Below are 12,219 nucleotides of genomic sequence, written 5' to 3'. Positions count from 1 at the left end.
ATTTGAGCCCCAATGATGTTATCTAAAAAAATTATTACAATGAAAAAGTTTATTTTATCCCTAGTACTCATGGCTGTAACAACAAGTTACAGCCAAGAGTTAAACCTACCAGTTTTTACGCAGTATTTAGCTGATAACCCTTTTGTGCTTTCACCTGCTTATGCCGGTATCGGAGATAACCTTCGAATTAGAGCAAATGGTTTGACGCAATGGGTCGGAATTAAAGATGCGCCTGAAAACCAATCTTTATATGCCGATTTTAGAATCTTAGATCGTTCAGGGGTTGGAATTTCGCTTTACAATGATAAAAACGGGTACACAAGACAAACTGGTGCTAAAGTTTCGTTTGCGCATCACTTGATTTTGGATTATTATGCTAAAATGTATCTGTCTTTTGGTATTTCGTATAACTTCAACAGTTTCAGAATTGATATCGATGAGTTTAATAATACAATTGAGCATCCAATTCTTGATCCATCGGTAACAGATAATCGTTATACAGGAAACAACAACTTTGACCTTAGTGCATTGTATCGTTATAAGAACTTTTATTTGAGTTTCAATGCGAATAACGTTCTAAAGAAAAATGTAGATAAATATCGTGGAGTAGAGCCTAACTTGCTTTCTAACTACCAAGTTTACACTGGATATGTTTTTAACGATGGTGAAAATAGAAGAATTGAATATGAACCATCTGTCTTCTTCCAGTATTTTGCAAGTGATAAACGTTCAACAACCGATTTCAACTTCAAATACAGACGCTACAATCGTTACGAAGATTACTATTGGATTGGAGTTTCTTATCGTATGTTGAATGACCAGTTTCCAAAACCATTATCGGTAGGACCAATGGCAGGTTTCATGAAATCTAGATTTTACTTCGGATATTCATACCAAGTCATGTTCAACGATCTTGGAAATTACAATACAGGTACTCACGTAGTAACTATAGGTTTTGATTTCTTGCAGGCTATCAGTAACTGTCCTTGTACGCAGAGTCCAGTTCACGATTAATAAGAACAAAACCATTTCTTAGGCCAAATAAGCCATTATTACAAAGCGAGTCGCAACATTTTGTGTTTTTGCCGAATAATTTGAAATAAACTTACAGTAGAATTAAATTTGAATAGTTATCAGTTTGCATTGTCAAAATGATAAATCAAATTTGATCAATGAAAGCAAAATTTTCACTTTATGCGAAACACAAAATGTTGTGACTCGCTTTTTTTTGCCTTTTCTGTCGCTCTGCAAGACAGGAAAGGTTTTTTTATGATTAAGTAGATGTGAAATTTGTATTTAAAATTGTGTTTAATATTTAATAAACCAATTTATTTGTGAAATTATAACGTTTTCGTTCTTTTAATTATCGATTTTTTAGTTTATCCGAATTTATTAGTACTGTAAAAGTCCTATATTTGTTGTTCTTTCGAAAAAAAACCTAAAAATTAATAAAAATGAAAACTTTAAACGATTTCGATTTTAAAAATAAAAAAGCCATTATTCGTGTTGATTTTAATGTCCCTTTAGATGAAAATTTCAATGTAACTGATGCTACACGTATTGAAGCGGCTAAACCTACAATTGATGCTATTTTGGCGCAAGGCGGAAGTGTGATTTTGATGTCGCATTTAGGAAGACCAAAAGGTGCTGAAGAAAAATATTCATTAAAACATATTTTAAAAACGGCTTCTGAAATTTTAGGAGTTCAAGTAAAATTTGCTGAAAACTGTGTTGGAGAAGTGGCTCAGAATGCAGCAGCAGCTTTGAAACCGGGAGAAGTTTTATTGCTAGAAAATTTACGTTTTCATGCTGAAGAAGAAGCTGGAGATGTAGCTTTCGCTAAAGAATTGGCTTCACTTGGAGATATTTATGTAAACGATGCTTTTGGAACGGCTCACAGAGCGCACGCTTCGACTACAATTATTGCTCAGTTTTTCCCAAATGATAAATGTTTCGGAACATTATTGGCAAAAGAAATCGAGAGTTTGAATAAAGTTTTGAAAAACAGTGAAAAACCTGTAACTGCAGTTCTTGGAGGCTCTAAAGTTTCTTCAAAAATTACAGTGATCGAAAATATCTTAGACAAAGTTGATCACATGATTATTGGTGGAGGTATGACTTTTACCTTCATCAAAGCGCAAGGTGGAAAAATCGGAGAATCTATCTGCGAAGATGATAAATTGCAATTGGCGCTTGATATCTTAAAAGCAGCTAAAGAAAAAGGTGTTCAAGTTCATATTCCTGTTGATGTAGTTGCTGCAGACGATTTCTCAAATAGTGCAAATACACAAGTTGTTGATGTAACGGCAATTCCTGACGGATGGCAAGGTCTTGACGCGGGTCCAAAATCGTTGGAGAACTTCAAAAAAGTAATTTTAGAGTCTAAAACAATCTTATGGAATGGTCCATTAGGAGTTTTTGAAATGGAAACTTTCGCTAAAGGAACTATTGCTTTAGGTGATTTTATTGCAGAATCTACTAAAAATGGCGCATTTTCATTAGTTGGAGGTGGAGATTCAGTTGCTGCAGTAAAACAATTTGGTCTTGAAGACAAAATGAGCTATGTTTCAACTGGAGGAGGAGCTATGCTAGAGATGCTTGAGGGAAAAGTTTTACCTGGAATTGCTGCAATTTTAGACTAAAATATCACAATTAACATTTTTTTACGTATTTTTAAACACTAAACTTTTTAGTTTTGCAAAAATACATGTCTTATAAATATATGATTTATAAGATTTTAAAAAAATGTTATATGATTGTAAGGAAAATATCAATAGTAGCGACAGCTCTTTTTTCAATGACGATGTTTGCACAGCAAAGTGCATCTTCAGAAGTTGAAATCAAGCCTGAAGTAAAATTATCGTACTTAGATTCGGTTAAAAGCACATTCAAGAAAAATGACATGGCTGCAAAAGCAGACAGTCTTTGGATGAAAGAATTAACAAGTTTAGATATCTACGATGATTTAACAAAAGATATTCAAACTATCAATTCAGATGTTACGGTTGATGAAGAGTTGCCTACTGATTTGCTGAAACAGCGACTTCAGGCAATGAATGAAAAATCGCCGTTTCACATTGAATACAATCAAGGTTTAGAAAACTTAATAAAGTCATTTCTCAAGAATCGTAAAAAATCGTTTTCTCGATTAATGGCTTTATCCGAATATTACTTCCCAATTTTCGAGGAATCATTTGCAAAAAACAATGTTCCTTTAGAAATCAAATATTTAGCCGTTGTAGAATCTGCTTTAAATCCTAAAGCAGTTTCTAAAATGGGCGCTACAGGACTTTGGCAGTTCATGTATGGAACTGGAAAACAGTACGCTTTAAAAATCGATTCATATATTGATGAGCGCAGCGACCCAATGAAAGCTACAGCAGCAGCAAGCGAATACATGACCAAAATGTTTGAAGTCTTTGGTGACTGGGAACTAGTTTTGGCCTCTTACAATTCAGGACCTGGAAATGTTACTAAGGCAATTCGTCGTTCTGGCGGACAATCAAAATACTGGGACATTCGCAGCAATCTTCCTAAAGAGACTCAAGGTTATGTACCTGCTTTTTATGCGACAATGTATCTTTTTGAATATCATAAAGAGCACGGAATCAATCCCGAAAGAGCTGTTGTAAAAAACTTCGAAACAGATACTTTAAATATCAAAAAAGAAATGACATTCAAACAAATCGCAGATTTGCTTGATATGCCACAATCTCAAATTCAGCTTTTAAATCCTTCTTATAAATTGAATGTGGTGCCTTATTATCAAGGAGAACAGCATTGTCTGCGGTTGCCAAAAGACAAAATCGCCACTTTTGTTTCAAATGAAAAACAAATTTATGCCTATGTTGATCATATGTCAACAATTCGCACATTACCATCAAAGTTGGCTGTAAAAGTTGCGCCTAAAGTGAAGTTGCAACCAGAGAAAATCAATTCGGATTTTCAAATGTATGAAGTTCAAAAAGGTGATAATCTGGGTGCCATTGCAGATAAATACGATGTAAATATTGCCGATTTAAAGAAATGGAATAATTTAAAATCAAATAATGTCGCATTAGGCAGAACGTTAAAAATCAAGTCGGATGTTGATCCATCAAAAATTTCAAAGGATGCTAAATCAATTCCTGCTGTAGAGAAAAAATCAGAAGAAGCGATCGCTGCTGCTGATGACAAAGAAAAGAATTCGCTTCCTCAAGAGTATGTTGTGTTGGCTGGAGATAATTTAGGGAACGTTGCGAAGAAATTCGGTATGACTATTGCGGAGTTAAAAGAACTTAATGGTCTAACTTCAAATAATATTGGTATCGGAAAAACATTAGTGATTTCTAAGGAAGTTCCAGTAATTGAAGAAACTGCAAACGTAAATACAGCGATTGCTTCGAATGCATCAGTTGATTCGTTTAAGAAAAGTGCTGTGTCTAAAAAAGTTAGCGAAGATTATTACGTGAAAAAAGGAGATTCTCTTTATAGCATTTCTAAAAAATATCCTGGAGTTACAATTTCAGATATTAAAAAATGGAATGGTATTAAAGATGGAGATATTAAACCCGGAATGAAACTCAAAATAAACGGATAACAAAAAAATCATCTAAATTTGGGTTTTATTTCATAAATTAAAAAAATGAATAAAACCCTTTTTTTATTTCTAATAGTTCCGTTTTTATTGGTTTCATGCCTAAAAACAGACAAACAGACTCAACCTGTTTCGGGTAAAGCCAACACGATTTCTGTTATCATCGACGATCAGTTGTGGTACGGAGAAGTGGGCGACACCATCAGAAATAAATTTGCTTCGCCAGTTTGGGGATTGACCCAAGAAGAACCGCTTTTTACAATCAATCAATATCCCGCTCGTTTGCTCGAAGGTTTTGTTACAGACAGCAGAAGCATAATTGTTGTCAAAAAAGCCGCAACTGATAAGTTTGAAATTATCAGAAGCAAAAAACTTCCTCACAATACTTTTCGAATTTACGGACGATCTGTAGATGATATTATTTGCAGCATCGAACTTAATTCGGCTCAAATGATTAAAATTATTCATGAGGCGGAAATTCAAAAAATCCAAGAGGATAATAGCAAATCTTTGATGAATCAAGCTATTATCAAAAACAAGTTTCATGCAACGCTTGAAATTCCAGTTGGTTATGAATACATGCTCCACAAAAAGAATTTTATTTGGCTCAAGAAAAACATTATCAGTGGCAATACGAGTTTACTGATTTACCAAATTCCGCTTAATTCTTTCAAAAAATCAAATGTTGTTGCCGATATTATCAAAATGAGAGATTCTGTTGGAGAATATATCAAAGGAAGAGAACCCAAAACCCGAATGATAACAGGAGAAGCTTATGCGCCATATTTTACCGTAATGCAATTAGATGGTAAAAAAGCCTATGAAACAAAAGGAACTTGGGAAATGCGCAATGATTTTATGGCAGGACCTTTCATCAATTATGCAATCATAGACGAAAAGTATAACCGAATTTTAGTAATTGAAGGTTTTTGCTATTCACCTTCGAATCAAGAACGCGATTTAATGCTCGATCTTGAAGCAATTATAAAATCAGTTAAGATTGATAAGAAGTAGATTTTTTGTTTCAAGTTTCAGGTTTCAAGTTTCAAGATCTCTTAGCAATGTCAGGCTGAGCGGAGTCGAAGCTATTTAAGTTAAGCCCTTCGACTCCGCTCACATAACATAAAATGCATAAGTTTCAAATTACGTATAGAATCTGAAACCTGAAACTAAATATTTTTTCATTAAATTTGTTTGTAACAAACGTAAAAACAAATACTTATGAAAAATGTAACCGGAATATTAGTAGTGTTTTTGTTGAGTTTTATTTCTTGTAAAAAAGAAGTCAAAACCGAAACTGTTGAAACAAAAGATTTAGATAGTATTAAAACCGAAGAACCAGTTGCCGAAACTGAAGCGCCTGTAGATTCTGCAACTGCAACAAAGGCTTGGCAGGCATATGCAACTCCGGGCGAGCCACATAAAATAATGGCGGAAGAAGTTGGAACATGGACTTGCGACATGACTTTTTGGTATGAACCAAACGGTAAACCAGAAAAAGCAACTTCAATAGCAACCGTAAAAATGGTTTTTGGCGGGCGTTATCAAGAAACGGATTACAAAGGTACTATTATGGGAGCTCCTTTTGAAGGAAAAGGGACGTTAGCATATAATAATGCCACTAAAGAATTTACGAATACTTTTATTGACAATATGGGAACCGGAATGATGGTAGCCTATGGTAAATATGACGAAAGCACAAAAACAATCGAATTAAAAGGAGAAACTGTAGATCCAGTAAAGGGAAAAAAAACTCCTTATCGTGAAGTTTATACTATTGTTGATCCGACAACTAGAAAATTCGAAATGTATGATATGAAAAACGGTGCCGAATATAAAAGCATGGAAATTATTTCGAAGAAAAAATAGTTTTTAAAGAGTTACAAAAATACAGAGTAACAAAGTAACAAAGTTTTTCCTGACCGTGTGAAAGGTTAAAACTGGAATTTCTATAAAGTAAATCGCCCGATTCCAATTTGTAATCGGGCTTTTTATTAAAATCAATATTATTAGCAAAAAATATAAAGTTAACTTTGCGACTTTGTGCCTTTGTGGCAAAACTTTAGCATAATGGAACTAAAATGGAAAATAAAGCCTTTTGAGGCATTAACGGTTAACGAACTATACGATTTGCTTAAATTGAGAAGTGAGATCTTTGTAGTGGAGCAAAATTGCGTGTATTTGGATCTTGACGGCAAGGACAAAAAAGCATTGCACTTAATGGGTGAACTTGATGGCAAAATTGTCGCTTATTCTCGTTTATTCGATGCCGGAATAAGTTTTGACAATGCTTCTATAGGAAGAGTGACTGTCGATGCCAATTACAGAGATAAAAAATTTGGACACGATTTAATGCGAAAAGCTATTGCTGAAATAAAGTCTAATTTCGACAGAGATAAAATTACAATTGGTGCACAATTGTATTTAAAGAAATTTTATGAGAGCCATGGTTTTGTGCAAACAAGCGAAATGTATTTGGAGGACGATATCGAACATATAGAAATGATTCGCGGATAAAAAAACATTAATGCAACATTATTGCATTGTTAAAATTTCATATTTTTATTTTTTTATAATAATCTAAAAAACAATTTAATAATAGTTTTTTTTAAAGTATAACTTTAAGTTCGAAAAGCGTTTTTTTGGTTTAGTTAATAGAATTTTGTCAAATCTTAGTAATCAAAAACTCGACTCTGCGGTCATATTTATCTCCTTTTCCTAACGGATATTTATTGCCACAACCTTGATAAGTCATTCTGTTTTTGGACACTTTTTTAGAGCTTAGATAATTGAAGACGGTTTTGGCGCGGTTCCATGAAAGCCTTCTTTCGTTGGTTGCCTTGTCAATTCCGTCGTTGTAAATTTCAGGAGTACAGCAAACGTGGCCTCTTATTTCAAATTGGATATTTCTTTGTTTTTGAAGTTTTTCGGCGATTTTGTCCAGTTCTTTTTGAGACGATGCGGTTAATTTTGAGCTTCCAATGTCAAACAAAATACTTTCTAAATATATTTTGTCGCCCACTTTTAGATTGTCTTTGAAAGAAGTGTAAATTCCCTTTCCAAAACTATTCCGTTTTACTACGATCAAATCAACCCGCCGATTCCGGGAACGGGTTTCGTGCAGGTTTTCAATAGTGTCAGGCCGGACAACAATTCGGCCTTTTCCTTCTAGAATAACAATTTTGCTTTGGTTAAATCCGAGAGATACCAATAAGTTCTGAATCGTATTGGCACGATTGCTCGATAATCTATAATTATATTCATCGGTACCGCGATCATCGCAGTACCCGTAGATTTGTATTGATTCAACTTTGGCTGTATCAATACTTTTAATGAAATTAGTTACAACTTCGGTTTGTAGAGGAGTTAGATCGTATTTGTCAAACTCAAAATAAATGGTTTCGATAGGTTTTTGCTGTGCCGATAAATTGTAAATAATAAACAGAAATAGGGCTAAACAAAGTTTCATTTCATTTTTACATTTTTAAAATCGTTTTGTACTCAGTTTGATTATTTAAAACGCTCACCGCTTTTTTAATTTCTGAATTGTTTTTAAGATAAAATTGATATAAACCTTCTTGATATTGGTATCTTTTGATAAGCTCTTCCTGAATCAAACCTCTAATTTCTTTTTGATTTTTGTCAAGTAAAGTGGTTTCGCTTTTTTCTAAAGCATTTAATAGTTGTTGATATTCTGGGGCAATTGTTTCTTCTATTTTTTCATTTTTGGCTGCAGCCAAAGTGTTTTTAAGAGCAATTTCGGTTTCAGTATCAAAACTGATTTTATTGGTTTTCAAATATTGTTTGAATGATGCGTAATCGGCATCGGTCAAAACCGGAATTTTATCTCCAAGATTTGGGTTTTTGTAGTAATATGTTGTTGCATAATCAAAAATACCATCGTTTTTTAATAAAGCAGTTGTAATCGGACTCATTTTGGTTTCATCCAATTCGATATCTGGCAGAACGCCACCGCCATCATAAACGGTTCTTCCTTTTCTGGTTTTAAAAGCATTGAAGTTTTTTGCTTCTGTTTTTTGAGCAACACCGTTTTTGTCTTTATGCGCATAATCAAGTGCCTGAATGCAACGTCCAGATGGAGTATAATAGCGTGAAATGGTAACTTTTAGTTGCGTTCCGTAAGTTAAATCTACAGAACGTTGTACCAAACCTTTTCCGAAACTTCTGCTTCCTAAAATAACCGCGCGATCTAAATCCTGCAAAGCACCAGAAACAATTTCAGATGCAGATGCACTTCGCCCATTCACTAAAATAGCAAGCGGAATTTCGGTATCAACAGGATCTTTTGTCGTTTTATATGTATTGTTGTGTTTTTCGATTCTCGATTTAGTTGTCACAATCACTTCATTTTTCGGAACAAATAAATTACAGATGTCAATAGCTTCATTTAAAAGTCCGCCAGGATTTCCTCTTAAATCCAATACGATTTGAGTCGCTCCATCAGCTTTTAATTTTTCCAAAGCATCTTTCACTTCAGCAGCGGCTTTTCGGCTAAAGTGAGAAAGAACGATATAACCGGTTTTATCGTCAATTTTTCCATAAAAAGGAACCGATTTGATATCAACTTCGTCCAAAACTAGTTCTGTAGTATTGGTTTTTCCTTGACGAATGTATTTGATCTGAATTTTGGTGTTTTTTGTTCCCTTCATCAATTGTGAGGCGTCGTCTTTATAATCGGCAATCAAAATATCGCCAATCTGGATAATTTCGTCACCCGCTTTAAGTCCGGCTTTATCTGCAGGATAGCCTTTGTAAGGCTCGCGAACAATTAAGCGATCTTTTTTTCTTGCGATCAAAGCACCAATTCCAGTGTATTCGCCTGTATTGTTGATTTTGAAATTGACAACATCTTGCTCATTGAAGTAAACGGTGTATGGATCCAAACTTCCAAGCATACTTTTAATGGCCTTGTCCATCAAATCGCCGGGATTGGTTTCGTCTACATAATTTGTGTTTACTGCTTTGAATAAAGTCGTAAAAATTTCGATTTGTTTGGCAATTTCAAAAAAGTCTTCTTTGAAACTGGTTCCAACAAATAAAAGCCCTGCCGCAACGGTCGGTATAATGAATCTCTTTTTGAAATATGGATACATAATCGTGAATTATCTTAATTATAAAGCACTAAAATAAGAATAAATCATCAATTACGATTATTCGGACAGACTAATCTCAAAGTTCTATTTCAAACTGATTGATTATAAGGGATTCTGCGATTCAGGTTTGTTTTCAGAATCAGGAGTTTTGTTTATTTGCTGCAAAAATTTCTCAAACAACTGAATCGTTTTGGTATTGATTTCCTGATAGGATAATTTGTCTTTTGTTTGATAAAAAAACATAATGGAATAAGGCGCATTCAAGTTTTCCAAAAGCAAATGTTTATTGAGTCGATAGGTTTCTCTCAGCACTCTTTTGAAATAATTTCGGTCAACAGCTTTTTTGAAATATTTTTTGGAAACCGAAACGCCAAGTTTTATTTTTTCTTCTGAATTTTCTTCCGCGTGACGGTAAACCAAACGAAGCGGATATTTCGACACCGATTTCCCTTCAGAAAACAGTAATCCAATTGTCGTTTTGCTTTTTAAGCGTTCATTTTTAGGGTAAGTGAAGTTCATTTTATATAAAATGATTTAATACAAATTCTTTAAACCAATTTGGAAAATCTTCTTCATTGATATGAAGTTTTAATGCTTTTGCATCGTAAATTTCTGCAATTAAGGTTAATTTGTCACCAGAATTGTCAAATAAATAAGCTTTGTTTGAGATTTCAATAGCTGGAAATAAATTATTTAAAGTTCTTGAGTATCTGTTTTTTATTATTTGATTATCAACAGCATGTCCGCCTTTTTGTACTCTATTTTCTACTCTTGAGATATTAATTTCAGGATCATCAATGCAGACAAAGTATAAGTACGTTGTATAGCCTAAAGAATTTGCTTCTTCTATGTCATTTAATTTAGAAACATGACTCATTACTGTTTCAAAGCAAAAGCTTTTGTTTTCTTTTAGAAGTTTTTCTCTTAAAAAAGAAGAAATTAAAGACCCTTCATAGCTATTCGGTTTTTTTGAAATTGAAAGAATGAAATTTTCTTTTATATCTAAAGAAATTTTAAATCCTTTTTCTCTTGCAGTCTCTATTAGGGTTTTGGTGCTTTCTTTTTTAAAAAAAGTCATTAAATCTTCAGATGTGGCTTGTATGTTGTATGAATCTAAGTCTATTAAGCCCTTGGTTTGGAGAATTTTTTCAAGATAGTCAGCATTAATAAAATATCCAGTATTGTAATGTTTTGAAAATTCTTCGAAAAGAGTGCTTTTGCCAGATCCATTTGGCCCAGCAAATATTCTCAGTCTTTTTTTTATTTCCTGCATAATACCATTCCTTTTTTCAAACCATTATCTGAAATGGATGTATCTTGTAGATTTCGAATTACTTTGATTTCTCCGTTTGGAAGTTTTTCAATTATTTTTTTATCTGAAATTGATTTTATAGTTAGTCCTAAAGCTTTAGATTCTCTAATAGCATAACTTGAACTTCTTGAAGCAGATTTAATTAAAATATCTGTTTCATTAGTGTTTAGTTTTTCTTTGTGTTGTTTTATAACAAAACGTGCGATCTTACTTTTCATGACTTTTATAAACAAGTTTACTGTCAAATTTACAATTTTTATCTGATATAAACCCTTCATTTTGTTGAATTGGAGGTTCATTTAGTTCAGAAAAAATTTGCAAATTTTACGGCAAAGGTACAATTAAACAAGAAAAACAGTTATTGTTTTCAATTTTTATAAGGCTAAAAATATATTTACTACTTTTGGCAATTAATTTTTCAGGCATGCAAAAGATAATTTCGTACCCAATATCTGTTATTTACTACTTATGTTTTGGATTGTGTTTGGTGGTTTTTCATCCAATACAATGGATTTGCTTAAATGTTTTTGGATATCAAGCACACAAAAAAAGTGTCGATTATTTGAACCTTTGTCTTTTAAGATGTACGAATCTTGTGGGAACAACGTATAAAGTTACAGGTGTAGAAGATATTCCGACAGGAGTTCCGATCATTTTTGTTGCCAATCACCAAAGTATGTACGATATCGTTACAATGATTTGGTACTTTAGACGTTTTCATTGTAAATTTGTAAGTAAGAAAGAGTTAGGAAGCGGAATCCCAAGTGTTTCTTTCAACTTGAAATACGGAGGATCAGTACTTATTGACCGAAAAGACCCTAAACAAGCGATTCCTGTAATCAAAGGCTTGTCTGAATATATCGAAAAAAACACCAGGTCTGCAGTTATATTTCCGGAAGGAACCCGCAGCAAGACTGGAAAACCTAAAGAATTTGCCCAAAGCGGTTTGAAAATCTTATGTAAATATGCTCCATCAGCTTATGTTGTGCCGGTGAGCATCAATAATTCATGGAAAATGGTTCGCTATGGTATGTTTCCTGTTGGTTTAGGAAACGATCTAACTTTTACCGCACACAAAGCAATGGCTGTAAAAGATTATGATTTTGCAGAATTGATGGCTTTGACAGAAAAGGCTGTTGTAGAAGGAGTAAACGAGTATAAATAGATTTTTGTTTTTAGCGAAAAGCTGAAACTTAAATCCCAAATCAAAAATAAGT

Annotated in this window: 12 protein-coding genes; 7 read left to right on the top strand and 5 right to left on the bottom strand. The window is 33.4% G+C overall.

From position 1 onward, the window contains the following. The first annotated feature begins 39 nt into the window (after positions 1-39). The 6 genes from SCB73_RS06650 to SCB73_RS06625 all read left to right on the top strand — a co-directional run bounded on the left by SCB73_RS06650 (position 40) and on the right by SCB73_RS06625 (position 7,093). Entirely contained in the window at positions 40-1,014 is a 975-nt protein-coding gene (locus SCB73_RS06650) for a PorP/SprF family type IX secretion system membrane protein (RefSeq protein WP_320569296.1), read from the top strand. A 440-nt stretch (positions 1,015-1,454) separates the two neighbouring features. Continuing rightward, a complete protein-coding gene (locus tag SCB73_RS06645) occupies positions 1,455-2,642 on the top strand; it encodes a phosphoglycerate kinase (protein ID WP_320569295.1) in 1,188 nt (395 codons plus the stop codon). Between the two features lie 110 nt (positions 2,643-2,752). Next, on the top strand, positions 2,753-4,579 hold the full coding sequence (locus SCB73_RS06640) for a LysM peptidoglycan-binding domain-containing protein (RefSeq protein WP_320569294.1): 1,827 nt from the start codon (positions 2,753-2,755) through the stop codon (positions 4,577-4,579). A 45-nt stretch (positions 4,580-4,624) separates the two neighbouring features. Beyond that, entirely contained in the window at positions 4,625-5,590 is a 966-nt protein-coding gene (locus SCB73_RS06635) for a DUF4837 family protein (RefSeq protein WP_320569293.1), read from the top strand. 207 nt (positions 5,591-5,797) lie between these two features. Continuing rightward, positions 5,798-6,445, top strand: coding sequence for a DUF1579 domain-containing protein (locus tag SCB73_RS06630; protein WP_320569292.1), 648 nt, complete (start codon positions 5,798-5,800; stop codon positions 6,443-6,445). Positions 6,446-6,646: 201 nt separating this feature from the next. Next, positions 6,647-7,093, top strand: a complete 447-nt coding sequence (locus tag SCB73_RS06625) for a GNAT family N-acetyltransferase (protein WP_320569291.1) — start codon at positions 6,647-6,649, stop codon at positions 7,091-7,093. A 148-nt stretch (positions 7,094-7,241) separates the two neighbouring features. On the opposite strand, the gene SCB73_RS06620 is transcribed toward SCB73_RS06625, so the two are convergent. From SCB73_RS06620 to SCB73_RS06600, 5 genes are all read right to left on the bottom strand, one after another. After that, positions 7,242-8,045: an OmpA family protein gene (locus SCB73_RS06620; protein WP_320569290.1), complete on the bottom strand. Its 804-nt coding sequence runs from the start codon at positions 8,043-8,045 to the stop codon at positions 7,242-7,244. 7 nt (positions 8,046-8,052) lie between these two features. Then, positions 8,053-9,690, bottom strand: a complete 1,638-nt coding sequence (locus SCB73_RS06615; protein ID WP_320569289.1) for a S41 family peptidase — start codon at positions 9,688-9,690, stop codon at positions 8,053-8,055. 102 nt (positions 9,691-9,792) lie between these two features. Beyond that, entirely contained in the window at positions 9,793-10,209 is a 417-nt protein-coding gene (rnpA, locus tag SCB73_RS06610) for a ribonuclease P protein component (RefSeq protein WP_320569288.1), read from the bottom strand. 1 nt (position 10,210) lies between these two features. Further along, positions 10,211-10,963 carry a hypothetical protein gene (locus SCB73_RS06605; RefSeq protein WP_320569287.1) on the bottom strand — a complete coding sequence of 251 codons (753 nt, stop codon included), beginning with the start codon at positions 10,961-10,963 and terminating at the stop codon, positions 10,211-10,213. Then, complete coding sequence (locus SCB73_RS06600) at positions 10,951-11,220, bottom strand: hypothetical protein (protein WP_320569286.1); 270 nt, start codon at positions 11,218-11,220, stop codon at positions 10,951-10,953. Before SCB73_RS06600 ends, SCB73_RS06605 begins: the two co-directional genes overlap by 13 nt. A 206-nt stretch (positions 11,221-11,426) precedes the next feature. Here SCB73_RS06600 and SCB73_RS06595 point away from each other — a divergent pair, with 206 nt between their 5' ends. Further along, the gene (locus SCB73_RS06595; RefSeq protein WP_320569285.1) at positions 11,427-12,167 is read left to right on the top strand and encodes a lysophospholipid acyltransferase family protein; all 741 of its coding nucleotides are present in this window, start codon (positions 11,427-11,429) and stop codon (positions 12,165-12,167) included. Positions 12,168-12,219 lie beyond the last annotated feature (52 nt).

Source organism: Flavobacterium sp. KACC 22761, assembly GCF_034058155.1.
In the GTDB taxonomy this organism is placed as follows: domain Bacteria; phylum Bacteroidota; class Bacteroidia; order Flavobacteriales; family Flavobacteriaceae; genus Flavobacterium.
This window is presented reverse-complemented; position numbering and strand designations above follow the sequence as displayed.

What these genes read in the sequence shown, in the direction of transcription:
- SCB73_RS06635 (WP_320569293.1), top strand. Translation starts at nt 4,625, where the DNA reads ATGAATAAAACCCTTTTTTTATTTCTAATAGTTCCGTTTTTATTGGTT.
- SCB73_RS06630 (WP_320569292.1), top strand. Translation starts at nt 5,798, where the DNA reads ATGAAAAATGTAACCGGAATATTAGTAGTGTTTTTGTTGAGTTTTATT.
- SCB73_RS06620 (WP_320569290.1), bottom strand. Translation starts at nt 8,045, where the DNA reads ATGAAACTTTGTTTAGCCCTATTTCTGTTTATTATTTACAATTTATCG.
- SCB73_RS06600 (WP_320569286.1), bottom strand. Translation starts at nt 11,220, where the DNA reads ATGAAAAGTAAGATCGCACGTTTTGTTATAAAACAACACAAAGAAAAA.
- SCB73_RS06640 (WP_320569294.1), top strand. Translation starts at nt 2,753, where the DNA reads ATGATTGTAAGGAAAATATCAATAGTAGCGACAGCTCTTTTTTCAATG.
- SCB73_RS06650 (WP_320569296.1), top strand. Translation starts at nt 40, where the DNA reads ATGAAAAAGTTTATTTTATCCCTAGTACTCATGGCTGTAACAACAAGT.
- rnpA (WP_320569288.1), bottom strand. Translation starts at nt 10,209, where the DNA reads ATGAACTTCACTTACCCTAAAAATGAACGCTTAAAAAGCAAAACGACA.
- SCB73_RS06625 (WP_320569291.1), top strand. Translation starts at nt 6,647, where the DNA reads ATGGAACTAAAATGGAAAATAAAGCCTTTTGAGGCATTAACGGTTAAC.
- SCB73_RS06645 (WP_320569295.1), top strand. Translation starts at nt 1,455, where the DNA reads ATGAAAACTTTAAACGATTTCGATTTTAAAAATAAAAAAGCCATTATT.
- SCB73_RS06615 (WP_320569289.1), bottom strand. Translation starts at nt 9,690, where the DNA reads ATGTATCCATATTTCAAAAAGAGATTCATTATACCGACCGTTGCGGCA.
- SCB73_RS06595 (WP_320569285.1), top strand. Translation starts at nt 11,427, where the DNA reads ATGCAAAAGATAATTTCGTACCCAATATCTGTTATTTACTACTTATGT.
- SCB73_RS06605 (WP_320569287.1), bottom strand. Translation starts at nt 10,963, where the DNA reads ATGCAGGAAATAAAAAAAAGACTGAGAATATTTGCTGGGCCAAATGGA.